This is a genomic window from Aliiroseovarius sp. S1123, from assembly GCF_023015885.1.
In the GTDB taxonomy this organism is placed as follows: domain Bacteria; phylum Pseudomonadota; class Alphaproteobacteria; order Rhodobacterales; family Rhodobacteraceae; genus Aliiroseovarius.
The window spans coordinates 186,823-212,618 of record NZ_JALKBE010000002.1; the positions used below are offsets into that span (position 1 = coordinate 186,823).

At 57.1% G+C, this 25,796-nt stretch carries 27 protein-coding genes; 13 read left to right on the forward strand and 14 right to left on the reverse strand.

Annotation, left to right across the window (positions count from 1 at the left end):
- Positions 1-319 precede the first annotated feature (319 nt).
- From MWU53_RS04325 to MWU53_RS04335, 3 genes are all read right to left on the reverse strand, one after another.
- Positions 320-1,057 (reverse strand): hypothetical protein, encoded by a 738-nt coding sequence (locus tag MWU53_RS04325; protein ID WP_247090837.1) that lies wholly within the window; start codon positions 1,055-1,057, stop codon positions 320-322.
- A 286-nt stretch (positions 1,058-1,343) separates the two neighbouring features.
- A complete protein-coding gene (locus MWU53_RS04330) occupies positions 1,344-1,565 on the reverse strand; it encodes a hypothetical protein (protein ID WP_247090838.1) in 222 nt (73 codons plus the stop codon).
- A 7-nt stretch (positions 1,566-1,572) separates the two neighbouring features.
- The gene (locus tag MWU53_RS04335) at positions 1,573-2,226 is read right to left on the reverse strand and encodes an alpha/beta hydrolase (RefSeq protein WP_108856288.1); all 654 of its coding nucleotides are present in this window, start codon (positions 2,224-2,226) and stop codon (positions 1,573-1,575) included.
- A 187-nt stretch (positions 2,227-2,413) separates the two neighbouring features.
- Here MWU53_RS04335 and MWU53_RS04340 point away from each other — a divergent pair, with 187 nt between their 5' ends.
- From MWU53_RS04340 to MWU53_RS04375, 8 genes are all read left to right on the forward strand, one after another.
- The gene (locus MWU53_RS04340) at positions 2,414-2,875 is read left to right on the forward strand and encodes an Rrf2 family transcriptional regulator (RefSeq protein ID WP_247090839.1); all 462 of its coding nucleotides are present in this window, start codon (positions 2,414-2,416) and stop codon (positions 2,873-2,875) included.
- 69 nt (positions 2,876-2,944) lie between these two features.
- Positions 2,945-3,988 (forward strand): aminotransferase class V-fold PLP-dependent enzyme, encoded by a 1,044-nt coding sequence (locus tag MWU53_RS04345; protein ID WP_247090840.1) that lies wholly within the window; start codon positions 2,945-2,947, stop codon positions 3,986-3,988.
- 26 nt (positions 3,989-4,014) lie between these two features.
- Entirely contained in the window at positions 4,015-5,538 is a 1,524-nt protein-coding gene (gene sufB / locus MWU53_RS04350) for a Fe-S cluster assembly protein SufB (RefSeq protein WP_247090842.1), read from the forward strand.
- A 61-nt stretch (positions 5,539-5,599) separates the two neighbouring features.
- Positions 5,600-6,358 (forward strand): Fe-S cluster assembly ATPase SufC, encoded by a 759-nt coding sequence (sufC, locus tag MWU53_RS04355; RefSeq protein WP_247090844.1) that lies wholly within the window; start codon positions 5,600-5,602, stop codon positions 6,356-6,358.
- Between the two features lie 14 nt (positions 6,359-6,372).
- Complete coding sequence (gene sufD / locus MWU53_RS04360; protein WP_247091750.1) at positions 6,373-7,644, forward strand: Fe-S cluster assembly protein SufD; 1,272 nt, start codon at positions 6,373-6,375, stop codon at positions 7,642-7,644.
- 17 nt (positions 7,645-7,661) lie between these two features.
- On the forward strand, positions 7,662-8,165 hold the full coding sequence (locus MWU53_RS04365; protein WP_247090846.1) for a YIP1 family protein: 504 nt from the start codon (positions 7,662-7,664) through the stop codon (positions 8,163-8,165).
- Positions 8,165-8,761 (forward strand): YIP1 family protein, encoded by a 597-nt coding sequence (locus tag MWU53_RS04370; protein ID WP_247090848.1) that lies wholly within the window; start codon positions 8,165-8,167, stop codon positions 8,759-8,761. Before MWU53_RS04365 ends, MWU53_RS04370 begins: the two co-directional genes overlap by 1 nt.
- Positions 8,762-8,773: 12 nt before the next feature.
- Positions 8,774-9,994 (forward strand): cysteine desulfurase, encoded by a 1,221-nt coding sequence (locus MWU53_RS04375; RefSeq protein ID WP_247090850.1) that lies wholly within the window; start codon positions 8,774-8,776, stop codon positions 9,992-9,994.
- Between the two features lie 110 nt (positions 9,995-10,104).
- Here the strand turns inward: MWU53_RS04375 and MWU53_RS04380 are convergent, their stop codons facing one another.
- The 8 genes from MWU53_RS04380 to guaA all read right to left on the reverse strand — a co-directional run bounded on the left by MWU53_RS04380 (position 10,105) and on the right by guaA (position 17,720).
- The gene (locus MWU53_RS04380) at positions 10,105-10,722 is read right to left on the reverse strand and encodes a TetR/AcrR family transcriptional regulator (RefSeq protein ID WP_247090852.1); all 618 of its coding nucleotides are present in this window, start codon (positions 10,720-10,722) and stop codon (positions 10,105-10,107) included.
- The gene (gene ppk2, locus MWU53_RS04385; RefSeq protein WP_247090854.1) at positions 10,715-11,596 is read right to left on the reverse strand and encodes a polyphosphate kinase 2; all 882 of its coding nucleotides are present in this window, start codon (positions 11,594-11,596) and stop codon (positions 10,715-10,717) included. The genes MWU53_RS04380 and ppk2 overlap by 8 nt, the downstream gene beginning before the upstream one ends.
- 57 nt (positions 11,597-11,653) lie before the next feature.
- On the reverse strand, positions 11,654-12,592 hold the full coding sequence (gene metA, locus MWU53_RS04390; protein ID WP_247090856.1) for a homoserine O-succinyltransferase: 939 nt from the start codon (positions 12,590-12,592) through the stop codon (positions 11,654-11,656).
- A gap of 44 nt (positions 12,593-12,636) precedes the next feature.
- A complete protein-coding gene (locus tag MWU53_RS04395) occupies positions 12,637-13,497 on the reverse strand; it encodes an ATPase (RefSeq protein WP_247090858.1) in 861 nt (286 codons plus the stop codon).
- Between the two features lie 123 nt (positions 13,498-13,620).
- Entirely contained in the window at positions 13,621-14,631 is a 1,011-nt protein-coding gene (locus tag MWU53_RS04400) for a hypothetical protein (protein ID WP_247090859.1), read from the reverse strand.
- 196 nt (positions 14,632-14,827) lie between these two features.
- Complete coding sequence (locus MWU53_RS04405) at positions 14,828-15,670, reverse strand: DMT family transporter (RefSeq protein WP_247091752.1); 843 nt, start codon at positions 15,668-15,670, stop codon at positions 14,828-14,830.
- 26 nt (positions 15,671-15,696) lie between these two features.
- The gene (locus MWU53_RS04410; RefSeq protein WP_247090860.1) at positions 15,697-15,990 is read right to left on the reverse strand and encodes a putative quinol monooxygenase; all 294 of its coding nucleotides are present in this window, start codon (positions 15,988-15,990) and stop codon (positions 15,697-15,699) included.
- Between the two features lie 167 nt (positions 15,991-16,157).
- Complete coding sequence (gene guaA / locus MWU53_RS04415; protein WP_247090863.1) at positions 16,158-17,720, reverse strand: glutamine-hydrolyzing GMP synthase; 1,563 nt, start codon at positions 17,718-17,720, stop codon at positions 16,158-16,160.
- Between the two features lie 84 nt (positions 17,721-17,804).
- On the opposite strand from guaA, the gene MWU53_RS04420 reads away from it, so the two are divergent.
- On the forward strand, positions 17,805-18,602 hold the full coding sequence (locus tag MWU53_RS04420) for an MgtC/SapB family protein (RefSeq protein ID WP_247090865.1): 798 nt from the start codon (positions 17,805-17,807) through the stop codon (positions 18,600-18,602).
- Positions 18,603-18,652: 50 nt separating this feature from the next.
- Here the strand turns inward: MWU53_RS04420 and MWU53_RS04425 are convergent, their stop codons facing one another.
- A complete protein-coding gene (locus MWU53_RS04425; protein ID WP_247090867.1) occupies positions 18,653-19,285 on the reverse strand; it encodes an outer membrane beta-barrel protein in 633 nt (210 codons plus the stop codon).
- Between the two features lie 389 nt (positions 19,286-19,674).
- On the opposite strand from MWU53_RS04425, the gene MWU53_RS04430 reads away from it, so the two are divergent.
- A complete protein-coding gene (locus MWU53_RS04430) occupies positions 19,675-21,213 on the forward strand; it encodes a trimethylamine methyltransferase family protein (RefSeq protein ID WP_247090869.1) in 1,539 nt (512 codons plus the stop codon).
- A gap of 83 nt (positions 21,214-21,296) precedes the next feature.
- Here the strand turns inward: MWU53_RS04430 and MWU53_RS04435 are convergent, their stop codons facing one another.
- Positions 21,297-21,590, reverse strand: coding sequence for a DUF6477 family protein (locus MWU53_RS04435; protein ID WP_247090871.1), 294 nt, complete (start codon positions 21,588-21,590; stop codon positions 21,297-21,299).
- Between the two features lie 247 nt (positions 21,591-21,837).
- Between MWU53_RS04435 and MWU53_RS04440 the strand changes: the two genes are divergently transcribed.
- The gene (locus MWU53_RS04440; RefSeq protein ID WP_247090873.1) at positions 21,838-22,929 is read left to right on the forward strand and encodes a DUF6456 domain-containing protein; all 1,092 of its coding nucleotides are present in this window, start codon (positions 21,838-21,840) and stop codon (positions 22,927-22,929) included.
- 7 nt (positions 22,930-22,936) lie between these two features.
- Here the strand turns inward: MWU53_RS04440 and MWU53_RS04445 are convergent, their stop codons facing one another.
- Positions 22,937-23,275 (reverse strand): hypothetical protein, encoded by a 339-nt coding sequence (locus tag MWU53_RS04445; protein WP_247090875.1) that lies wholly within the window; start codon positions 23,273-23,275, stop codon positions 22,937-22,939.
- A gap of 211 nt (positions 23,276-23,486) precedes the next feature.
- On the opposite strand from MWU53_RS04445, the gene MWU53_RS04450 reads away from it, so the two are divergent.
- Positions 23,487-24,530 (forward strand): ATP-binding protein, encoded by a 1,044-nt coding sequence (locus MWU53_RS04450; protein ID WP_247090877.1) that lies wholly within the window; start codon positions 23,487-23,489, stop codon positions 24,528-24,530.
- 172 nt (positions 24,531-24,702) lie between these two features.
- Complete coding sequence (locus MWU53_RS04455) at positions 24,703-25,755, forward strand: substrate-binding domain-containing protein (RefSeq protein ID WP_247090879.1); 1,053 nt, start codon at positions 24,703-24,705, stop codon at positions 25,753-25,755.
- Positions 25,756-25,796 lie beyond the last annotated feature (41 nt).

Sequence of the window (25,796 nt, forward strand, 5' to 3'; positions counted from 1 at the left end):
AAAACCGAAGCGCAGTGCAAGATTTCTGTATTGCGGGCGTTTCACGACAAGCTTGTGTCTCAAGTTTATCCCGAAACGCATTAGGTTTGCGGTACAGCAATCAGATCAAGCAATAGAAAGGGTGCGGCTGTGCTCTTTTTTTGTCAGATACACATGACTTAGCCGCTCCCACCGCCGGTCGGGCTTCTTCATGGTGTACAGCTCCTACAAACACAGGGCTAAAACTGATTCACAACGAAATAACCCGGCAAGAGAACACTTCTTGCCGGGTTAATTTTTTGTAATTTCTCTTTCCGCCCGTAATCAGGGGCTAAAGATATCAGCGGTCGTCGTCATCCTTGCCCGATTTGCCGGGTACGCCATCGCCACCGCCGTTACCGATGCCATTGTCGCCTTGTGGGCCACCACGGCCATCGCCGGTTCCGTCGCCATCACCATCGGTGCCATCGTCGTCATCGCCAGTTCCGTCGCCGTCACCATCGGTACCGTCGCCGTCACCATCGGTGCCATCTCCGTCACCATCGGTGCCATCTCCGTCACCGTCGCCGTCACCGTCACCGTCGCCGTCTCCGGTTGGATCCGGATTGTCGCCGGGTTCACCAGGATCCGGGTTGTCACCGGGTTCACCGGGATCCGGATTGTCACCCGGGTCACCCGGATCTGGGTTGTCCCCATCACCCGGACCATCTCCTCCGCCGTCATCAGGACCTTCACCTGGTCCGGGTCGCGGAACGAGTTTCGGAATTTTGCCATCCTTGTCGCGGTGCGAAGGCGGCGGCACGACCGTCGTTGCCGTCGGTAGCGCGTTCAGCGCGTCGGCGAATGCCGGACATTCTTGCGTAACATCAGCAAGAACGTTCAGAAACTCATCCTGACGCTGGATATAGCGAAGCATCTGCATTGTGACGACTTCGCATTTGCAAAGCACATCGGTTTCCAGCGATAGTTTCGCTGTTGACACATTACAGTATTGCTTTGCATGCGCGATCTGTGTGGATCCCCCCCAGACCGCACCAGCCATTGCAAGCGCGGCCAGCGCTGTCTTACGTGTAAGCATTTTTCACCCCTCTTAAAGTACTGCTTCACAAAATTCGTTGGTCAAAAAAGACACTAACTTGAGTCAAATAATGTTCAGTTTGGCACAGAAAACGGGAAATTGCCACAATTGAGTTTAAAATGTGTCCAGAATGCGACCAAGTCGTCTTGGGCGCAGCAGAAAATCTTGCGTTAGATAGGGGATTGTGTGAACCGAGAGGGAGAGTTCGCGGTTATAAATTGCAAGATCGAAACACGGGCGGTCATATTCTGATTGAGAAACCCGGGGCGAGTTATGTCACGCAATTTCAGCCCAGCGTCTCTTTTTCCAAAAGACGTCGGAGAGTGTCACGACCGCGCGCCTCTGCCCGACGGATGCGGACGGCTGTCATGAATGCTTCTTCTAGTGTGGTAGATGACGCACCGATGGTCTTCTTGACCTCGTCCACCAATGCGTCATTTCCGGTCATCCGCGCGGCATCAAGAACTTCTTGTGCCAGTTTGTCGGCGACTTGTTCCAGCAGATCCATCAGGGCCTCAGCGCGTGGTCTCGGTCAGGCGGCGGCGGACATATTCGTCCACATGGGTGATCATCGTGTCCATGTGGTCATCTTCGAAAAAGTGACCAGATCCCGGGATCTCTTCATGGGTGACGGTGATGCCTTTTTGTTCGTGCAGCTTGTTGACCAGCGTGTGCGTGTCAGCCGGCGGCGCAACACGGTCTGCCGTGCCGTTGATGATCAGACCAGAGCTGGGGCAGGGTGCCAGGAAGCTGAAGTCATACATGTTTGCGGGCGGACTAACCGAGACGAAGCCGGTGATTTCTGGACGGCGCATCAAAAGCTGCATGCCGATCCATGCCCCGAACGAGAACCCGGCAACCCAGCAATGCTTGGCGTTCTGGTTCATCGATTGCAGGTAATCCAGCGCCGAGGCCGCATCCGACAGCTCACCCACGCCTTGGTCATATTCGCCTTGACTGCGGCCCACGCCACGGAAGTTAAAGCGCAGCACGTTGAAGCCCATGTTGTGGAAGGCATAGTGCAGGTTATAGACGACTTTGTTGTTCATCGTGCCGCCAAACTGCGGGTGCGGATGCAGGATGATGGCGATGGGGGCGTCTTTTTCTTTCTGAGCGTGATAGCGGCCTTCAAGTCGGCCCTCGGGGCCTGCAAAAATCACTTCGGGCATCTGGTCTGGGCCTCTTTTTCGTTTGTCTGGGGCAGCAGCTGTCAGAAAACCGGTTTTCTTGACGCTGGCTGACCCGCACCATAATACGGAGTTGGTGATCTGGGCGCGGCGTGTCCGCGGTGTCACCAATCCTAAGTGACCTAGTGGTCAGGGCCGAAAAGGTCAATGTTTTTGCAGGGGGAACGGTATGAAGCTGTCCACAAAAGGCCGATATGCAATGGTTGCGCTGGCGGATCTGGCGATGCAGGACGACGGGGCGCTTCTTTCGTTGACCGATTTGGCCAAACGACAGGACATTTCGCTTCCCTATCTTGAGCAGCTTTTCGTCAAACTGCGCCGTGCCGGGTTGGTGGACAGCGTCCGTGGACCGGGCGGAGGATATAAACTGGCGCGCGCGGCATCGGAAATTCGCGTGTCGGAAGTGCTGGAAGCCGTGGATGAAACCGTATCAGCGATGCACAAAGGCGCGGGCGCGTCTGGTGCGTCCTCAGGCTCGCGTGCGCAATCTATGACCAACCGGTTGTGGGAGGGCCTCTCGGCCCATGTCTATGTGTTTCTGCACCAAACCCGTCTGTCGGACGTGGTGAAGAATGAACTGACCCCTTGCCCCGCAGTGCCCACGCTGTTTTCGGTGGTGGACGAGGACTAGGCCGCTTCGCGGCGATTTAAGGCCTTCGGCGAGGATATTTATGGCAAGAAAATGCGAAGGAGTGCGCCGGTGAGCCGCGTGTATCTGGATTGGAACGCCACGACGCCTTTGCGGGCCGAGGCCAAGGCCGCGATGATCGAGGCGATGGAGCTTGTGGGCAACCCGTCCTCGGTTCACGCTGAAGGGCGTGCTGCGAAAGGTATGATTGAGCGGGCGCGAAAGGATCTGGCAGCAGCGCTGGGGGCGGAAGGGGCAGATATAATCTTTACCTCTTCTGCAACCGAGGCTGCAGCGCTGGCTTTGGCGGGGCGGCATCTGTCTTGCGCAGGGATCGAGCATGACGCCGTGCGGTCATGGTGCACCGAAGACTTGGTGATTGATGGGCATGGCGCGGTCACTGTTTCAGAACCACAGCAAAGTACGCTGCAACTGGCAAATTCCGAGACCGGGGTGATCCAAACCTTGCCTGAAGGCGTAGTCATGACTGATGCCACGCAGGCGTTTGGCAAGATCCCTTTTGCTTTCAATTGGTGCGGGGCCCAAATGGCGATCGTATCGGCTCACAAACTTGGTGGTCCCAAGGGCGTCGGCGCGCTGATCGTAAAGCGAGGCACCGACATCGAGGCGCGGATTAAGGGGGGCGGGCAAGAGATGGGACGCCGGTCCGGGACCGAGAACGTCATCGGGATTGCGGGATTTGCCGCCGCTGCGGTTGCCGCGCAGAAAGATTTGGAAGCCGGAACCTGGTCGAAGGTCGAGAAACTTAGAAAGATTCTAGAAAACACCATTGCGGAATCGGCGAATAAGACTATTTTTGTCGGGAAAGTCGCGAACAGGCTTCCCAACACCTCGTGTTTCGTCACTCCGGGCTGGAAAGGTGAGACGCAGGTGATGGTGATGGACCTGGCCGGATTTGCGGTTTCCGCGGGTTCGGCCTGTTCATCGGGGAAGGTAAAATCCAGCGCTGCTTTGGCGGCAATGGGATTTGATCAGGACCACGCGGGATGCGCTTTGCGCGTCTCGCTTGGACCTTTGACAAGTGAGACGGAAGTCCGGGCTTTTGCACAGGCCTGGCTTCACGAACATGAGAAATTCCGCGCGCGGGGACGTTAGCCCCCTGCGGATTGAAAGGACAAAAAGTGGCCGGTGTGGATGAACTGATCGCCAAGGAAGGCGTTGAAGAGGAAACCGTAGAAGCGGTAAAATCGCTTGCCGGGGCCTATAAATACGGCTGGGAAACCGAGATCGAGATGGAATACGCCCCCAAAGGCGTGAACCCCGATATCGTCCGTCTGATTTCTGACAAGAATGACGAACCCGAATGGATGACCGAATGGCGTCTCGAGGCGTTTGCCCGTTGGGAAAAGCTGGATGAACCCAGCTGGGCGCTGCTGAATTATCCGGAAATCGACTTTCAAGACCAGTATTACTATGCCCGTCCGAAATCGATGGAAGAAAAACCCAAGTCGTTGGATGATGTAGATCCCAAGCTACTGGAAACATACAAGAAGCTGGGCATTCCACTGAAAGAGCAGATGATCCTTGCTGGCGTCGACGGTGCCGAGGATATGCCCGCCGAGGGTCGCAAGGTCGCCGTGGACGCCGTGTTTGACTCGGTGTCCGTGGGCACGACCTTCCAAGCAGAGCTGAAGAAGGCGGGCGTTATCTTTTGTTCGATCTCGGAAGCGATCAAAGAGCATCCCGAGCTGGTGAAGAAGTATCTGGGCTCGGTGGTTCCGGTGTCGGATAACTATTATGCGACGCTGAACTCGGCCGTGTTCTCGGACGGGTCGTTCGTCTACATCCCGCCCAACACACGCTGCCCGATGGAGTTGTCGACCTATTTCCGCATCAACGCAGAAAACACCGGCCAGTTCGAGCGCACGCTGATCATCGCCGATAAAGGCAGCTATGTCAGCTACTTGGAAGGCTGCACCGCGCCGCAACGTGACACCGCGCAGCTGCACGCCGCTGTGGTTGAGATCATCATCGAGGAAGACGCCGAGGTGAAATACTCGACCGTTCAGAACTGGTATCCCGGTGATGAAAACGGCAAAGGCGGCATTTATAACTTTGTGACCAAACGCGCGGATTGCCGTGGCGACCGGTCGAAAGTGATGTGGACGCAGGTGGAAACCGGGTCGGCTGTGACGTGGAAATACCCGTCCTGCATCCTGCGCGGCGCGGAAAGCCAGGGCGAGTTTTACTCCATCGCGATCACCAACAACTATCAGCAGGCCGATACCGGCACGAAGATGGTGCATCTGGGCCGCGATACTAAATCGCGCATTGTGTCGAAGGGCATCTCGGCAGGTAAAGCACAGAACACCTATCGTGGTCTGGTGTCGATGCACCCGAAAGCCAAGAACTCGCGCAACTATACGCAGTGCGACAGCTTGCTGATCGGCGATAAATGCGGGGCGCACACGGTTCCCTATATCGAGGTGAAGAACAACTCGTCCCGCGTTGAGCACGAGGCGACCACATCGAAGGTGGATGAAGAACAGATGTTCTATTGCCGCCAGCGGGGCATGGACGAAGAAGAGGCCGTGGCCCTGATCGTCAACGGCTTCGCCAAAGAGGTGCTGCAAGCCCTGCCAATGGAATTTGCCATGGAAGCCCAACAGCTTGTGGCGATTTCGCTTGAGGGGTCTGTGGGCTAAGCCCGGCCTGATGAATATTTGACCGCCACGACGCTGGCGATGGTCTTGAAGGACAATAAAGATGCTTAAAATCAACAACCTGCACGTCAAACTTGAAGAAGAGGATAAGCAGATCCTCAAAGGCGTGGATTTGGAAGTGCCGGCTGGCAAAGTGCACGCGATCATGGGGCCGAACGGATCGGGCAAATCGACCTTGTCGTACGTGTTGTCGGGCCGTGACGGCTATGAAGTAACCGCTGGAGACGCAACGCTGGACGGCGAAGAGCTGCTGGACATGGAGCCGGAAGAGCGCGCCGCTGCGGGCCTGTTTCTGGCCTTCCAATACCCGGTCGAGATCCCCGGCGTAGGCAACATGACTTTCCTGCGCACCGCGGTGAACGCACAGCGCAAAGCACGCGGAGAAGAGGAAATGTCGGCCGCCGACTTCCTGAAGTTTGTCCGTGCCAAGGCAAAAGACCTGAAAATCGACGCGGATATGCTGAAGCGCCCCGTGAACGTGGGTTTCTCGGGTGGTGAAAAGAAGCGTAACGAGATCCTGCAGATGGCGATGCTTGAGCCCAAGATGTGCATCTTGGACGAAACGGACTCGGGTCTGGACGTGGACGCGATGAAACTGGTGTCGGAAGGCGTGAACGCGCTGCGTGACGAAGGCCGCTCGTTCCTTGTGATCACCCACTATCAGCGTCTGCTGGATCACATTAAACCCGACGTGGTGCACATCATGGCCGCTGGCCGCATCGTGAAATCGGGTGGTCCCGAGCTGGCACTGGAAGTCGAGCACAACGGCTATGCCGATATCCTGGCGGAGATCGACGCATGAGCACCGCTGTGAAAATGCAGGCAGCTCTGATCAGCGCCGACGCGCGCCCGGCCTCGGGGGCTTGGTTGGCAGATGCGCGTGCAGATGCCGCAAGCCGTCTGGCCGCGATGGGGCTGCCCACGCGCAGGGATGAGTATTGGAAATGGACCCGTCCAGACAGCCTGATCAGTGCCGTTGCGGATACCGCAGAAGTTCTTGATTATGAAGGTGAAGAGCCGCTCTTTAGCGACGTTGACCGCCTGAAGGTCGTGTTTGTCGACGGTGTATTTAGTGCCGAGGAATCTGATGCGCTGGAAGGCGAAGGGCTTGAGATCGAGCGCCTCGCGGATGCGGCAGCAAAGGACATTCACTGGGCCAAAGATTTGTATGGTGTGCTGGAAACCCGCGGGCAAACCCCCGTCAATCGCCCCATCGCCGTGCATAACACCGCAATGGCCACCGACGGGGTGGTGATCCGGGTAACGGGCGCCCTCAGCCGTCCTGTGAGCTTGGTTTATCGCCACGAAGATGCCAACTCGGATGCGATTTTGCACAGCGTTATTCGGCTGGAAGACGGGGCCGAGCTGACGTTGCTCGAAAACGGTCCAGCCGCTGCACGGTTCTCGAGTGTTCTTGAGGTGGATGTCGCCAAAGGCGCGGCTTTCCACCATGTACGTGCGCAGGGCCGGGATCATGACCGTCAGGCCATAACGCATGTCTTCGCGCGCGTTGATGCCGAAGCGACCTTCAAAAGCTTCACAGTGACGGTGAACGGCAAGCTGACGCGCAATGAATGCGTGATCGACATTGTTGGTGATAACGCCGTGGCCCATATCGCTGGCGCGGCGCTTGGTGACGGGGCTGAACACGAATTCCATCACGACGACACGGTTTTCATCACGCATGATGCTGTGGCTTGCGAAAGCCGTCAGGTCTTCAAGAAAGTGCTGAAGAACGGTGCAAAAGGCGTGTTCCAAGGTAAGATCCTTGTGAAGCCGGACGCGCAGAAAACGGATGGCTATCAGAAGTCCCAGTCGCTTCTTTTGGATGACGATGCGAGCTTCCAGGCAAAACCCGAGCTTGAGATCTACGCCGATGATGTGATCTGTTCGCATGGGTCGACCACAGGGGCGATCGACGAAGAGGCGCTGTTTTATCTGCGTTCGCGTGGCGTTCCGACGCCAATTGCGACCGATCTTCTTGTGTTGGCGTTCTTGGCCGACGCCATCGAAGAGATCGAGGACGAAGATATCGCAGCTGATGTCACCGGGCGTCTGGACGCCTGGTTGGCACGACGCCGCGGTTGATCTGAGGGGGGCGTCTGGTGTCGGTCCTGCAAGATATGGTTCAGTCCTATCGCAACCCGCGCGCGGTGTTTCGCCGCCGCGTGGGGGACGGCCCGCGTGAAGATCGGGCGCTGGCGGTTCTGATGTTTGCCTGCGCGCTGGTCTTTGCCGCCCAGATGCCGCGTCTTGCGCGGCAAGCGCATGAAACCGGCGAAGAGCTGAACATGCTGTTGGGCGCGACCCTTTTGGGGTGGCTCTTCATTATGCCCTTGGTGCTTTATGTGCTTGGTACGATTAGCCATTTGGCCGCGCGGGTGCTCGGTGGCAAGGGCAGCGCCTATTCCGCGCGCTTTGCACTGTTCTGGTCACTTCTTTGTGCGGCACCCGTTTGGCTGCTCTGGGGCCTTGTGGCCGGCTTTATCGGTCCGGGTGTCCAATTGTCGCTGGTGGGGCTTCTGGCCCTTGTGGTGTTTGTCCTGTTCTGGTCTATCAATCTGCGCGAGGCCGAACGTGGCCCGTTAGAAACAAGCAAGGCAGAGTGATGCAGTTCACCCCCGGATACCTGTTTGGGATGGCGCTTCAAACCGTGCCGGAACCGCGCAAAGTGGCGCGCGACCTGTTTGATTTGGGGCTAAGCCGCGAGACCCTTTGGACGGCGCTGTTGCTGATGGTGGTTTTGGCGACCGGCCTCAGCGTGATTGCTGATGTCCTGTTTCCGATTGATGCGCAGCTAATGGGACCAGTATTGTCCAATCCGATCTTGCTGGGCGTGGTCGAAGGCGCGTTCATGTTCGCACTGAGCACGGCGATCTATGTGATTGGGCGCCTGATGGGCGGGCAGGGCAGTCTGGAAAACGCGATCATGACTGTGGTCTGGATGGAGTTCATCTTTCTGGGCCTGCAGGTTCTGACCGTTATCCTGTCTCTGATCGCACCGGCGATGGCGGCGCTTTTGATGTTCGCCTCGGTCTTTCTCTTCTTCTGGGTTCTCAGCCATTTCACAGCGGAAAATCATGGGTTCCAGTCGATCGGACTCGTCTTCACGTCGATCCTGATTTTCATGGTGCTGGCCGTGTTTGCCCTGTCCTTTATCCTGGTGCTTCTTGGGGTTGAACCCATCGAATTGCCCGCACAATGATCGGAGCCGTTCATGTATGATATCAACAAGATCCGCAGTGAATTTCCGATCCTCGCGCGCGAGGTGAACGGCAAACCGTTGACCTATCTGGACAACGGGGCGTCGGCACAGAAACCTCAGGTGGTGATCGACGCGATCACGCGTGGCTATGCGGAAGAGTACTCGAACGTCCATCGCGGGCTACATTACCTGTCAAACCTGTCAACCGAGCGTTACGAGGCCGTGCGCGGAATCGTTGCGAAGTTCCTGAATGCGGGTTCTGAGGACGAGATCGTCTTCAACTCGGGCACGACCGAGGGCATTAACCTTGTTTCGTATGCCTGGGCTGCGCCGCGGATGCAGGCAGGTGACGAAATCATTCTGTCCACGATGGAGCATCACGCCAACATCGTCCCGTGGCACTTCCTGCGCGAACGTCAGGGCGTGGTTCTGAAATGGATCGACCCGGAGCTGGACGGGTCGCTGGACCCGCAGAAGGTGCTGGATGCAATTACGGATCGGACCAAGCTGATCGCGATCACCCAATGCTCGAACGTGTTGGGAACCATTGTTGACGTGAAAACAATCTGCTCGGGTGCCCGCACGAAGGGCGTTCCGGTTCTGGTTGATGGCTCGCAAGGGGCCGTTCATATGCCGGTGGATGTGCAGGATATCGGCTGTGATTTCTATGCGATCACCGGGCACAAGCTCTATGGCCCGTCGGGGTCCGGCGCGATCTATATCCGCGCGGATCGTCAGGCCGAGATGCAACCGTTCTTTGGCGGCGGCGACATGATCAACGAAGTCACGAAAGACACGGTGACCTATGCCAAACCGCCGTTGAAATTCGAAGCCGGCACGCCGGGTATCGTCCAGACCATCGGGATGGGGGCAGCCCTAGAATACCTGATGGATCTGGGCATGGAAAATGTCGCAGCCCATGAGGCCTCGCTGGCCGCTTATGCAGCCGAACGTTTCGCCGGGCTGAATTGGGTGAATGTGCAGGGGCATGCGTCGGGCAAGGCTGCGATCTTCTCGCTGACCATGGATGGCGCGGCACATGCGCATGATATCTCGACCATTCTGGATAAGAAGGGCATCGCGGTACGAGCTGGGCATCATTGCGCCAAACCCCTGATGGAGCTTCTGAGCGTCGCCGCCACGGCGCGTGCGTCCTTCGGGTTGTATAACACCAAGGACGAGGTCGACACGCTGATTGACGGGCTGGAGCTGTGTCACAAGCTGTTGGCCTAAGCTGTCGGTGGCTCACGTTGTGAGCCTAAAGGGGGCGTTGCCCCCGCCCGAGGCCCGATGGGCCTCAGACTCCCCCAGGATATTTCTGGCAAGAAAATGAGCGGCTTGGTTTAGTCGTCCGCTTTGATCAGACCAAGCCCACGCAGATAAATCCCAATCCCGCTTTCCAGAAGCTCTTCGGGTGGAAACGGGCTTTTCTGGCCGGGGCTGCCGCGGCCGAACAGCTCGACCACACCGTGGCTCATGGCCCAGATATGGGCGCTGACCATGCGGGAAGGTGGACGTTTGTCTTCGGGCATATTCTCGGTCAGCTTGCTTGCAGCTTTTTCCAGAACGCCCATGGCGCGGGATGAGACCATGGCCAGTTCCGGTGAGCGATTGACGGAAATCCCGCTTTCGAACATCGAGATATAATGGCCGGGGTACTTACGTGCGAAAGCCAGATAGGCGCGGCCGGTGGCCTCGAAACTGGCAAGCGCCGAGGGCTGGCCTTTGTCATAGGCAAATTCCATCAGATCCGCGAAGATTTCATAGCCCTGACGTGCCGCTTCGGCGATCAGGTCGTCGCGGCCTGCGAAGTGTCGATAGACCGCAGCGGGCGTCACGCCCGCCTGTTTGGCGGCCTCGGACAAGGTGAAGCCCGTGGGACCTTTTTCTTCGATCAGGGCCAGGGCTGCATCGACCAGTGCCTGACGCAGGTTGCCGTGGTGATAGCCGCGCTTAGGCATTTTCACCCTCAGCCCAAAGTTCGGGTCCACCGCAGATCATGTCGTCCGGTGCACAGGCGACATTGTTGTCTTTCCCAGCGTAGTCACTGCCTTGCAGCACGGCTTTCAGCGCCGCAAGACGCGCGCGCTTCTTGTCGTCCGAGCGGATGACGGTCCACGGGGATTTAGGACGGTGACTGCGGTCGAAGGTTTCCTGAATGGCGTCCGAATAGGCGTCCCAGCGGTTCAACCCTTCGACGTCGATCCAGCTGAGCTTCCACTGTTTTAGCGGGTCTTTTTCACGTGACAGGAAACGACGAAGCTGTTCGGCGCGGCCGACGTTCAGCCAGATTTTAACGAAATGGATGCCCTCGTCGACCAGCATATCCTCGAACTCGGGCAGTTGGCGGAAGAAGGCTTCGCGTTGGCTGTCTTTACAGAAGTCAAAGACCTTCTCGACCACGCCGCGATTATACCAGCTGCGGTCGAACAGAACGATCTCACCTTCAGTAGGCAAGTGTTTGACATAACGCTGGAAATACCACTCGCCAGCCTCGCGGTCCGAGGGTTTGGACAGGGCCACGACCCGTGCGACCCGCGGGTTCAGGTTCTCGCGGAAGCGCTTGATCGTGCCGCCTTTGCCCGCCGCATCGCGGCCTTCAAAGACCACAACCACCCGTTTGCCGGTTGCTTTCACATCGGCCTGGAACTTCACAAGTTCCAACTGAAGCGCCTCAAGCTCGGCCTCGTAGACATCTTTGTCGATCGGCTTCTTGTACGGATAGCTTTCCGACAGGATATCCTTCTTTGATCCATTTTTGATGGCGTCACGCACCACGTCGGGGGCGGTGCTGTGAAAGAACTCGGAAATGGCGCCATCAAAGGGCAGGGACATAGGCAAACTCCTGATTTCACACCAATATGGGGGCCGAGAAGGCGTTTGGCAATCAGCTTAGATGCGGCGATCCTTAACGGCCTGACCGATCTGATTGATGTCGTAAGGCGTGGTCATGTACATCTCTGAGATCCAGTTTTGATACAGAAGATGCGCATGGCTGCGCCAACGGTTCTGGGGCGGACGGGTTGGATCGTCGTTCGGATAGTAGTTCATCGGCACGTTGATCGGCGCGCCTTTGGCCACGTCGCGGTCGTATTCGCCTTTCAGGGTCAGATCGTCATATTCGAAATGGTTGAAGATATAGAGTGCGCGATGGGCTTTGTCCTCGATCAGGCAGGGGCCGGTATCGTCAGACCCGAGCAGGGTTTGAAGGCCAGTGGCGGCGTCAACCTCACCCTGCTTCATTTCAGTCCAGCGGCTGACCGGAACGACGCAACTGTCTGAAAAGCCGCGCAAATACGGTGAGGCAGGGGCCATGTTCTTTTGCGGGAAACACCCAAAAGCCTTGGCGTCCAGGATGTGCTTCTTGACGCCGTGGAAGTAATAAATCATCGCCATTCCGCCCCAGCAGACACCGAAGGTGGAATGCACGTTGGTCTGGGTCCAGTCGAGAATCTGGGTCAGCTCATCCCAATAGGTGACCTCTTCAAAGGGCAGATGTTCGATCGGGGCGCCGGTGATGATCAACCCGTCGAACTTCTGGTCCTTCACTTCTTCCCACGGCTGATAGAACGCGCCGATATGGGCCTCGCTGGTGTTTTTCGAGGTGTGCTCGGATGGGCGCAGCAAAGTCAGCTCGATCTGAAGCGGATGTGATCCGATCAGCCGGGCAAACTGGGTCTCGGTTTCGATCTTCTTGGGCATCAGGTTCAGCAGGGCGATCCGCATCGGGCGGATGTCCTGCTTGGCGGCCTGATCCTCGGGCATGACCATCACGCCTTCGTCCTTCAGCACATCTACTGCTGGCAGGGTCGAGGGGATCTTGATGGGCATGGGACCGGTCCTTTTTCTAGGGAAGGGATATAGATGGGGTGCGTTTAGTGTGCGTCAATGGCCGCAGCGACCATGCGGTCAAAGTCTTTCGGTGACTTGATCTGAGCGACTTCATGGGCGCAGAGCGATACGCCATAGCGCGCCATGTGTTCATATAGTGGCTGACGATGATTGAGCGCCTGCGCATAGGTCCAGCGGATGAAGGCGTCAGGGTCAACATCATCTTCTTTGATGTTGAATTCGTTCAGATATTCAACCCAAACTCGCGCAAGGAATTCTGGCTGATACGCCATTGGCTTGGGCGCGCGATCAAACCGCTCGACCAACTTTTGCGTGTGCGCTTCATCCCCGCGCAGCCAGACCAGAAGGCAATGCTTGCTGAGCTCTGCCAGAATGGGGTCGTGTTCACCAAGGGCTGGGTCGATCCACTCGCAAATTGACCCACCGCTGTCGCAGATGAAATGCGGATAGTCATAGATGCGTTCCGCGCGATCAATGAAGGATGCGGTGTCCATCAGGGCCGAGATTTCGGCCGCTTTGAACTGATCCTGCCGACGACGATATTCCTCGATCGGCAAGCCGCCTTTGTTCACGTCACCGGGCTTGCCCAGATAGGTTGCTACGGGTGTCAGGTTTTCAAAGCTGATCTTCGAGGTGATGCGGATCGAGTCTGACATCAGAAGCTCGCGCAGGAACGGGACCTTCATCGCTTCGGCCTTGAAGTTGTCTGCGATGTGTTCGCCCATGTACCGCGTACCGATGCGGTAATCGATCGAATAGTGGAACCAGTCGCCCTGATCACGCAGCAAATTGGACAAATAGGTTTTGCCAAGCCCTGACATGCCAAAGAAAAGCACCCGCTTATGCGTAGCTGACTGCCAGTTCGCTGAGGATTGATAAAGCATGCCTGTCACCTTGTGTTTCGGCCCTTTGGTAATTGGCTGACGCAACGGGGTCAAATGCTTCTGTCACAAAAGAAAACGCCCCGCGCATAGGCGGGGCGTATCCTTAGGTTTTTTCTTGTCAGATCAGAAGGCAACTCCGACGCTGACACCCGCGGAAAGCGCGCTGCCTTCGAAGGGAACACCGAACACCGATTTCTCGGCGAACTTGGTGTAGCGTACGCCGCCCGAGATTTTGATGTCACCGGTGGTGTAGGACGCGCCAAGGCCAACCGAGGTGGCCGAACCAGCAGGGGCAAGGAAGGTAGTGCCAGTGTCTGCACCACCGCTGTAACCCAATGTCAGAGCAACCGACCAGTTGTCGTTCAGCTTGCGGCCAACGCCCAGCTCATAGCTGGTAACGTCATCAACGAAATTCACCCAGTTCACGGGACCGGCGGTGTCCAGCGAGATGCCGTCATATTTGGCGTGGCGCACCGAGCCAAACAGCAATGTGTTCTGCGCAATACCTGTCTGGAAGTCCAAGTTGAAGGCTTCTGGCATCGACACCGTACCGGTCGTCGGTGCAAAGTTGTGGGTGCCTGTCAACTCGTGATCAACGCCGGTGAAATAGGTCAGAGCGACGCGAAGGGCGATCTCGGGCTTTTCATAGGCGACACCAACGACGCCACCGAGTTCATTGTTGCTGGTCGCATCTAGCAGGCCGGCGCCAGACGTGATCTGACCCGAGAGTTTCTGCAAGAACGCACCACCGTGAACCGAAAATCCGTTGCCCATCTCATAGCGCAGAATGCCGGTCAGCTGTTGGCTGTCGATAAACGCAGATCCGCCAGCTGCAGGGCCGTCGATATACTGGATATCCGCGCCATAGGGTTGGTCCCAGATCAACGCGAAGCTCAGGTTTTCGTTGAACTGTTGTTTGTAACCGAACGAGAAAGTCGAGAACGGGACGGCAGATTGAGTGGTACCTGTCGCATCACTGGTGATGTCCGGGTCGACATTCGCGAAGCTAAACTGAAAGTAGTTTCCTTCTTCGAACAGCACGCCGATATCCTGGCCCGAGCGGTCAATGCCAGCCTGCGCTGCTGTCGCCGCGACGGTCAATGCTGCCGCGATCTTTAGGGTTTGTTTTTTCATGTCTCCTCCCTGGGACTTATGAATGAACGCCGTCTCCTCCGGGGCGGCTGCATTGGCAAAAACGTATTTGCAGCTGACTATTAGGGTCAATCTTTACCTCAGGTCATGTGACGTCAGGTCGTGAATTGTCAGATTGGCGATGTGAAATTGACACGGTTCTTTAAGATTAACCGTGCGTTTACATACGTTTGAAGGTCTATTTGGCGCGCTTGCTTTCAGACGATCGGATGCTGATGATGTTGGCGGCGATAATGATCAGGCCGCCGACAATCAGCGCTACCCCGATAGGTTCGTCATAGAACACAGCACCCGCAAGCGCGATCAGCGGCAAGCGGGTAAAATCAATCGGGATCACAACCGAGGCCGGCGCAAGCGACAATGCCTGTGTCAGACAGGTGTGCGCCAGCAATCCCGCGCAGCCGATGATGAGCAGCCATAGATAGTTCCAGCCCTGCGGGAGGGTGATTGCTCCGTCTATCCCGGCGCAGACCAATCCAAGCCCAAGTTGCATGCTGGTCAGCCAGAACAGGATCGACAGCGTTGAATGGGATCGCGTCAATTTGCGCGTAAAGACGGCCGTCAGCGCGAAGCAAATCGCGGATGCTGCCGCCGCCAGCGTTCCCGTCGATGTGGTCGGTTCAGACAGCGAAGGTGCGGTGATGATCAGGATCCCGACAAAGCCGCTTGCGACACACAGGATTTGCGACAGCGTCAGTCGTTCGCCAAGCAGAAACGGTGCCAAGAACACGACCCAAAGCGGCGAGGTGAATTCGAGGGCGAAGACCTGAGCCAAGGGGATTAAAGTTAGCGCATAGAACCACAGGTTCTGCCCTGCAAAATGGGCCAGATTGCGGGTGAAATGCAGGCCAAGATTGTGGCGCGAGACCATGTGCCAGCGCCGCGCTAGCGTCAGAACAGCCAGAATGATGCAAAGCCCGACCGCGGACCGGTACAGCATCAGCTCGAACGTATCCAACTGCAGGCTGACTGCCCTTCCAGCCATCGCCATGATCGAAAACGAACCGATGGCTCCGGTCATCCATATGGCGGCGCGTGCGGTAGAGGTCACGCAGCGACCTCGGTCACGGTGTAGTGGCGCGGGATGCCCGCGGTGATGGTCGCCCAATCCGAGGCTTTCATACGTTCCTGATGCGCGTCAAAGGCGGCACGATCCGTAAAGCGTTCCGAGACATTGAAGCGACCGGGGTGGCAGCGGTCTTCGACCACCAGAAAGGACAGACAGCCCGGTTCGGCGCGGGTTAATTCGATATGCGCGGGCAGGGCGGCCCGGACGGCCTCGCGCCGATCCTCGGGAACGTCGATATGGCCCGTCAGAACGATATTGGGTGTCTGTGTCATGCCCCAAGGGCTAGCAAGCGCTGAACGGGTTGGCGAGAGGAAAAATAAAACGCCGCCCGAACGGACGGCGCTTTGGTTATTTCGGGACGTGAAAGCGCAAGCCCTCGGCAGGGGCCTCGGGCGTTCGGTGCTGAAATCGAGTCACTGGATCGATTTCCGGGCGCACCTCACTCCCATTCAATGGTCCCCGGAGGCTTCGAGGTGATGTCATAGGTGCAACGGTTGATGCCCTTCACCTCGTTGATGATCCGCGTGGCGGTTTCGCCAAGGAATTCATGGGTGAACGGATAGTAATCCGCCGTCATCCCATCGACCGAGGTCACCGCGCGCATCGCGCAGGCATAGTCGTAGGTCCGACCGTCGCCCATCACACCCACGGTGCGGACGGGCAGAATGGCCACGAAGGCCTGCCAGATCTCGTCATACAGACCATGTTTGCGGATCTGATCGATATAGATCGCGTCGGCTTCGCGTAGGATCTCGAGCTTTTCGCGGGTGATCTCGCCCGGGCAGCGGATCGCCAAACCCGGTCCGGGGAAGGGGTGACGACCGATGAAGCTTGCGGGCAGGCCAAGTTCATGCCCCAGCGCGCGCACTTCGTCTTTGAACAGCTCGCGCAGCGGCTCGACCAGTTTCAGGCCCATCTTTTCGGGCAGACCGCCCACATTGTGGTGCGATTTGATGGTGACCGAAGGACCGCCCGAGAAGGAAACAGACTCGATCACGTCCGGATAGAGCGTGCCTTGGGCCAGGAACTCGGCGCCGTCAATCGTATCGGCATGTTTTTGGAACACGTCGATAAACAGCTTCCCGATGATCTTGCGCTTGGTTTCCGGGTCGGACTGGCCTTCCAGCTCGCCCAGGAACAGGTCGCTTTCATCTGCGTGGATCAGCGGCAGGTTATAATGTTCGCGGAACATCGAAACGACTTCTTGCGCTTCATTCTTACGCAGCAGGCCGTGGTCGACGAAAACACAGGTCAGCTGGTCGCCGATTGCTTCGTGGATCAATACGGCGGCGACAGACGAATCGACCCCGCCGGACAGGCCACAGATTACCTTCTTGTCGCCCACCTGTTCGCGGATCTTGCGGATCATCTCTTCGCGATAGGCGCCCATGGTCCAGTCGCCTGCAAAGCCCGCGATCTTAACGAAGTTTTCGTAAAGCGTGGCGCCGTTCGGGGTGTGGTGTACTTCGGGGTGGAACTGTACCGCATAGAAATGCCGGTCCATGTCTGCCGTGATTGCAAAGGGCGCGTTGGGCGAGGTGCCGTAGACCTCAAACCCCGGGGCGATTTCAGACACGTGGTCGCCGTGGCTCATCCAGACTTGCTCGTCGCCTTCCAGGAACCAACCGCGCAGAAGGTCGATATGCTCGCCCTGCGGGGTGACGTAGGCGCGTCCGAACTCGGCGGTGCCGTGGCCGCTTTCGACCTTGCCGCCCAGCTGGGTCATCATCACCTGCTGGCCATAGCAGATGCCCAGAATGGGCAGGCCCATCTCGAACAGCTCCTGCGGCGCGCGCGGGCTGCCCTCGCGGGTCACGCTGTCGGGACCACCAGACAGGATCACCGCTTTCGGGCCCATCTCGCGGATGAACTCGGCGGTCACGTTCTGGTAGGGGTGGATTTCACAATAGACATTCAGCTCGCGTAGGCGGCGCGCAATCAGCTGCGTCACCTGGCTTCCGAAGTCGATGATAAGAAGGCGGTCATGGCTCTGATCTGTCATGTTGACCGATTAGGGCAGGGGGCGGGTTTGCGCAAGCCCCAAGCAGGTCGCAGCGGAACAAATCCGTCAACGAAATTTCGGGAAATGACGTCTTTGGATCATTCCGGCGTCAAAACCGTCGTATTTGCCCGCTCATGGGCGCCGTTCAGCCCCAACACTTGGCAAAAAGAGGTAACGCGCATGACACCAGACGCCATTACATTGGACGTGGCCGCCATCAATCTGACGGCGGCAGTGATTTTCGGAGCCTTGGTCGGGTCTGAGCGGCAGGTGCGCCAGCGCATGGCAGGTCTGCGAACCAATGCTCTTGTGTCGCTTGGCGCGGCGGGCTTCGTCGTGTTTGCGGCCCTGTTTCCGAATGAGGTCAGCCCGACTCGTGTCGCGGCCCAAGTGGTCTCGGGCATCGGCTTTCTGGGGGCCGGTATCATTTTTCGCCACGGATTTACCGTTCACGGCCTGAATACGGCGGCGACCTTGTGGTGTTCGGCGGCCATTGGTGTCATGGCCGGGGTCGGCGCCATCGGGTTTGCGGCGCTCATGTGCGGGTTGATCATTTTCGTGAATCTTGGCTTGCGCCCGTTGGTGAAGTTCTTGAAGCGAAAAACCCGCGCAGGGCAGCCGCTGTCGCTGGAGTTCCGCTTGTGGGTTTCCTGCCGCGCAAAGCATGAAAACAAGGTGCGTTCGACCATTGTGCACAAGCTGGCTTTGCCAGGTCTGGCGTTGGTGTCGATCGACGCAACGGAAAGCGGCGAGGACAGTACGCTCGAGGTGCTGGTGAATGTGGAAGACAACAGTGACAGCTTAATCAAAACTGCGGTCGCGCCACTGATGCTAGACCCGAATATTCGTTCGCTGTCTTGGGAGGCCGCCAACGACGACTAGTCGGACGTGCCATGGCCCACGTCTGAGCGGGCCATGGACGAGAGTGTAACTTAAAAGTGGTAGTTGACGCCAAAGCGAGCCGTGAAGAAAGCGCCTTCGCCGTCATAACGCTCTGACCCACCATTGGTGCCAAAGTCCAGCGTTCCCAGGTCTACATAGTTCGCCTCGCCGAAGATCGAGATGTTTGACTGCAGCATGTGCTCGACACCAACACCTGCGGTGAAGCCGATGTTGGTTTCGGTGACCCCTTGCTGGTCGCTGTTGTAAATTCCGCCCACGTAGCGCGCGGCGGCCAGACCTGCGCTGCCATAAAACAGTGTTTTACCGTCATTGGTCAGCTCACCATACCGACCGCGGAGAGTTACAAGCCCTTCGATGTCGATGTTACATTCTCCGGATCCACATCCCCACATGTCACCCCAAGTATTGACAGGAGCTATCCCGTCAACACCAGTGGAAACACCGATGTCGAAACCGTAAACAGTGTTTCCATTCTGATAGTTGCGGCCATAGTTCAGCCCGACCATCAGGCCGTCTACGTCGATGTTGGGTCCGTCTTGGTTCAAGGCGCTGACACCTTGGTCGTACATGCCGGAGCCATAGCCCAGGCTCAAACCGCCATACGAGCCAGCCCAATCGGCCGCCGCAACGGTAGGGGCGGGGGCGGCTGCAGGTTCGTTCATGGAGCCCGCGAATGCCGGCGTGAAGCAGGCCGTTGTAAGAAGGGCGGCGATAGAGAGTTTGGTTTTCATGTGATCCCTCGATGAAAATTGGATTTGAGCAAAGCAGCACTCGTTGTTCGGACCTCTTATTTGACGTGGCGGAAGATCGTGCAAGAAAAGGTTAGCAAAAGGTAAACCTTTGAAGGTGTCTGTGTCGTCAAAGTGACATTCGCCTATTGGTTGCGGGTGTGGAAATCAACCAACGACGACAGATCCCTGACGCCGCAACAGGTAAAAAATACGCCAAATCTGTCGGAATGTCGTTTTTGCCCCTGCATGGCCGTTTGGGGACAGCATTACGTGCCACGCTCACCTATCAAAGGATCAACAAGTCAAATTGGAGGTTTCCCATGGCCGAGGCTCGAACACGCCGCCGTGGTGGCGGAGGTGCCGCCCGTCGCGCTGAACGCACTGCTGTCAAAATCGAATGTGCAAAGTTCATTACGCGCAACATCCCGAATCTCGAAATCCTAAATGAAGAGGCAATGGAGATCATCGAATACAACGCGGAAACCGTGTTGGAAGAGATCGGCGTAAACTTCGTCGAAAACCCTGCCGCGCTTGAGCGTTGGAAAGAGGCTGGCGCTGATGTGGATGGCGAACGCGTCCGCATTCCGCGTGGTCTGGCCCGCGAGCTGTGCAAGACGGCCCCATCCAGCTTCACCCAGCACGCCCGCAACCCCGAGCGGAGCGTCGAAATCGGCGGCAAGAACCTTGTTCTGGCCCCGGTTTACGGCCCACCCTTTGTACGTGACGCTGATGGCGGTCGCCGCTATGCGACGATCGAGGATTTCCGCAATTTTGTGCGTTTGGGCTATATGTCCAAATGGCTGCACCACTCGGGCGGGACCGTGTGTGAGCCGACGGACGTGCCGGTGAACAAACGTCACCTGGATATGCTGCACGCCCACATGACCCTGTCGGACAAGCCCTTCATGGGCTCGGTCACTGCGCCAGAACGTGCACAAGATAGTGTCGACATGAGCAGCATCCTGTTTGGCAAAGATTTCGTACAGCAAAACACGGTGATGACCTCGCTTATCAACATCAACTCGCCGATGCAGTTTGATGATGTGATGATGGGCGCGCTGGAAGTGTACGCCGCAAACAACCAAGCCTCGATCATCTCGCCCTTTATCGTGGGTGGCGCGATGGCGCCGGTGTCGGTGGCGGGAACGCTGACGCAGGTTCTGGCCGAAGTGCTGGCTGGCGTGGCTTACAGTCAGTTGATCCGTAAGGGCGCACCGGTAATTGCTGGCACGTTCGTCAGCTCGATCGACATGAACTCGGGTGCGCCCACTTTTGGCACTCCGGAAGCGGCCAACGTGACCTATGGGGCGGGCCAATTGTTCCGCCGTCTGGGTCTACCTTATCGTTCGGCAGGGTCGTTCAACGGCTCGAAACTGCCCGACGCGCAGGCGGCCTATGAGACGGCTAACAGCCTGAACACCGGCCTTCTCTCTGGCGTGAACTTCATGCTGCACTCGGCTGGCTGGCTGGAAGGCGGGCTTGTGTCGTCGTTCGAGAAGTTCGTGATGGATGCGGACCAGCTGGGCGTGCTGCATGGCATCGCAAAAGGCATCGTAGTAGACGAAAACGGTCAGGCAATGGACGCGATCCGCGAAGTTGGCCCTGGCGGTCACTATCTGGGCTGCGATCACACCCAGAAGAACTTCAAATCGGCCTTCTGGCGCTCAGAGCTTCTGGACTACAAACCTTACGAGACCTGGGAAGAGGAAGGCGCGCGCGATACGCAGGCGCTGGCCACGGCAAAGGTCAAGCAGATGCTGGCCGACTATCAGGAACCCGCTCTGGATCCGGGTATCGCAGAAGGTCTGAAAGACTATATCGCCGAGAAGAAGGCATCGATGCCGGATGCGTTTACGTAAGTGAACTGGCGTTCAGATTGATTAACAATCCGGAAAGGGGGCTTAACGGCCCCCTTTCTTTTTTATCTGTCAGTTATGAAAGGTCACGCCCGGTCGAAGCTACGTGGCAGCAGTTGAAGCTCGGCCAAGAGCGCGATCAGAACCTCGACATGTCGGGCGCAGGAATAGGATGCATCCCCGGCTTTGCGCGTATCTTCCATCTGCGCCTCGGCGATCAAAAGCCCATCTACAGCCTGCGAGGGGGACGGTGTCGAATTTGTTTTCATAAGCTTTTTCAAGTCCTTGTCACGATCATACTCGCTAAGGCCAAAGCGGGCCGCACGAACCAAAAGGCGGGGGCGGCGCAGGGATTTCAGCATGTCGGTGGTCGTTGTCATTGAAGCCTCGCTGTTGTGATTCAGCGATATGATGACTCAACCTAAGGGGGTGTTGCGTTGCTGAAAACTGCCGTACGCCAGCGTTAATAGTTGTTATCATTTCGGAAACTAGTGTTGAGATGTGATGGCAAGGTTAACGAACCAGTAACCATAAATAGATAGGTCTGTTCGGCTCGATAACAACCGGTGGTTGCGTGGTCGAGAGGTTCGGTACGTGCCACGGTGTTACAATCTGGAAGGGGCGTAGATGCACAACTCAATCGGGACCGAGATCAACAACAAATCCATTATGAACTGGTTGCCCAACGAGGTTCACACCTATCTGAAGCACACCGAAGAAGGTGAATCCATACGTGCGATCGCACGCGGCATGGGCGTTCACGCCTCAACGGTACTGCGACAGGTGCGCAAGACCGAAGCCCGCCGCGACGATCCCTTGGTGGATTCACTTCTGACGCGGCTGGGAGTCGAGATGCGCGATAGTGCAAAGCACGAGGTGGCATATTCGTTCGACAATGCGACTGATGACCCAATGTTGCCCCATCTGACCCGCGTCTTGCGCGCATTGCTGGCGCCAAGCACCAGTTTGGTTGTGGGCGAAGGCGTTGAAACTGCGGTGGTCTTGAAGTCCAGCCCAGATGGGGATCCGGCAGCTGTCGCAAAGGCTCCAATTGGCGTGGTCGAGGTGATGGCGCTTCTGGAGTGGATCTCCGGTGACGTCAAAGGGCGCGTTGTTCGCTATCAGATTACACAGGCGGGACGGCAAGCATTGAACAAGTTGCTGGCGCAGCAGGAAACACTTGCGACCGGGTTTGCGGAAAGCCAGGCAGGGTTTCTAGTGGGAACCGGTACAGCGCACGCGTCCAAAACACGCACACCGCGTCCGAAAGCGCGCACCGCAGGGACGGAAACGCCTGTCAGAGTGCTGGCGCGGAAACGCGGGAAGGATAAACCTTACTTGGGTGCGGATCTGGTCATCGCGGCAGAGCGACTAAACCGGGATTTCGCGCTCGGCCAGTTCGAACACTCCGAAGGACAGGGGGGCTGGGCTGCTTGGATGCGCGATGGTGATGTCTCCCGTGCCAAGCAACCGATGGGCCATGCGTCCGATCGAAAACTTGATGCGCGCCGACGTTTCACCGCTGCAATCAAGGCCATAGGCCCCGAGCTGGCCGAGTTGGCTGTAGCGGTTTGTTGCCATGAGAAGGGGATGGAATGCGTCGAACGAGAACTGTCGATGCCAGCACGATCGGGCAAGTACATGCTTAGAATTGCGCTGAAATACCTGGCGCGGCACTATGACAGCCAGCAAGGTGAGGATCATGAGCTGATCTATTGAGATGGGTCTAGGTCGATGGCAGGTCGGTGACGATCTGAATATCGATTTCTGGACAAGAATCTGCAATGTCGTCGATGATGATCTGCGGATCCGGCAGGTCTGGCACCAGTACAAAGTACCTGCCGGTGAAGCCAGCTCGCGCGAGCCTTTGACTGATCTCGAGGCAATCCACCGACCCGCAGACGAACATTGAAATCACTATGTCAGGTGCAAGTTCGGCGATCTGTTTCTCATCCAGCTGCTCGAAGGCGCTGCACGGCATGAAAACTTCGTGTTCGGATGATTTTGCCAGGCTTGCCAATTCATTTACATGGCCCAGCAATAGAATCTTCGGATGTGGCTGCACGACCTGCTTTCTGAATTATTCGGCGTGTTGATCTGTAGGTTTCTTAATCTGTGAAATGTCTGAATAAAAGGAAACATCACCACATAGAGCAACAATTGGGCAGCGTTACTACTATAGCGATATCTAAAACATTTATTGACCCAGATCGGACGACGGGTCATGTCTTGCGAGAAAGCAAAACTGATGATCTGGCGAAGAGGCAGGACAGGATATGGTCGCGCACAGCATGCTGGATGCATTGCCAATTCCGGCGATATTCATCGGCGAAGATAATCGCATCCGGCGCTCGAACGCGCAGGCTCGGACTTTGCTGAATATGCAGATCGACGGTCGTCACTATGTGACTGCGCTGCGTCAGCCGTCGCTTTCGGATCATATCGAAAAAACGATGGCTGAAGGCGTTGATGGTCAGGTAAACTTCATCCACACCGAAGCTGGGCGCGAAGTCGTCTATGAGGTCCACCTTGGGCGGGTCATCACCGAAGACACGCGAGAGAACGGAGTGCTTTTGTCCTTCATGGATGTGAAATCGCACGAAGAAGCGGGGCAAATGCGGTCAGATTTCGTCGCCAATGTCAGCCACGAGCTACGCACCCCGCTGACTGCGTTGACTGGATTCATCGAAACATTGCGCGGTCCCGCACGAGATGACGCCGAGGCACGTGATCGCTTTCTTGGTATCATGGAAGACGAAGGTAAGCGCATGAATCGCCTGGTGGCCGATCTTCTGTCGCTAAGCCGCGTCGAGGACATGGCGCGCATTCGTCCATCTGACAGTGTGGACATCTTCGCGGTGCTGAATTCAATTCGCAACGCTTTGTCACAAACGGCCGAGGCACGTGGCGTAACGGTATTAGTCGAGACGCAACTTGAACCGCCGGTTCTGGTGGCGGGCGACCTGGGTCAACTGGCGCAGGTGTTCACCAACCTGATCGAGAACGCGATCAAATACGGTCGAAAAGACGGGACAGTGGTCGTCTCGGTCGCTCAGATGCCAATGTTTCCTGCCTTTAAAGGTCCTGCAATATGCGTGTCCGTTCAGGATGACGGGCCGGGCATTCCGGGGCATCACCTGTCACGTCTGACCGAGCGGTTCTATCGCGGCGACAATCATCGCTCGCGCGAGTTGGGCGGGACCGGGTTGGGATTGGCGATTGTAAAACACATCATCAATCGCCATCGCGGGCGGTTGCGGATTGAAAGCGAAGTCGGACAGGGCAGTAAGTTTTCTGTCTTGTTGCGCGACGATCTTTAATTTGTGACGGCGGCGCTAAGGCGAAATTTTCCCCCTGTTTATCAGTTTTTCTGGCGAAAATTGGCGATTGTCACACGGCTGTTACATAACATTCACAAAAGCTTTGATCAGCGGCGCTAGGACAGCGCCAAGTCGTCCAAGGGGCGACACAATGATTAAACAGGAGTTATCCATGTCCTTCGTGAAACTGTCCGCCTCTGCTCTGGCGATTGCTGCCGTTTCCGCCACTGCTGCTTCCGCCCGTGATCAGGTGCAGGTTGCTGGTTCCTCGACCGTTCTGCCTTATGCCTCGATTGTTGCTGAAGCGTTCGGCGAGAATTTCGACTTCCCGACCCCCGTTGTGGAATCGGGCGGCTCGTCGGCTGGTCTGAAGCGCTTCTGTGAAGGTGTTGGCGAAAACACCATCGACATTGCCAACGCATCGCGCGCCATCAAGGACAAAGAAATCAAAGCCTGTGCCGAAGCTGGCGTGACCGACATTGTCGAAGTCCGCATCGGGTATGATGGCATCGTGTTCGCCTCGCAGATCGACGGCCCGGACTTCTCGGCTTTCGAACCTGCCGACATCTACAACGCTTTGGGTGCTCAGGTGATGGTTGACGGCAATCTGGTCGACAACAGCTACAACCAGTGGGCCGAGTTCAACGCCGACCTGCCCGACGTTGACATTGCAGCGTTCATCCCCGGCACCAAACACGGCACCCGTGAAGTGTTCGAAGTGAAGGTGATGGAAGCTGGCTGTAAAGCCACCGGTGCGTATGACGCGTTCCTGGCGATCGCTGAAGGCGATGACGACAAAGCCAAAGGCAAAGCTGCTGCCAAAATGTGCTACAAAGTGCGCACCGACGGCAAATCGGTTGATATCGACGGCGACTACACCGAGACCCTGGCATCGATCGACGCCAACAAAGACGGCATCGGCATCTTTGGCTTGGCCTTCTATGAAAATAACACCGACACGCTGAACGTGGCCACCATGTCGGGCGTCGTACCGTCGACTGAATCGATTGCAACCGGCGAATACCCGGTGTCGCGTCCGCTGTATTTCTACATCAAGAAAGCCCACATTGGCGTCATCCCCGGCCTGAAAGAATTCGCTGAATTCTTCGTGGCGGATGAGATTGCGGGCCCTGATGGCCCGCTGGCTGAATACGGTCTGGTGGCTGATCCGGAACTGGCTGCAACGCAAGCCATGGTTGCTGCTGAAGACGTGCTGACCAACTAAATCACGCGGTGGCGCGGGGCAGATTGCCCCCGCGCTACCTC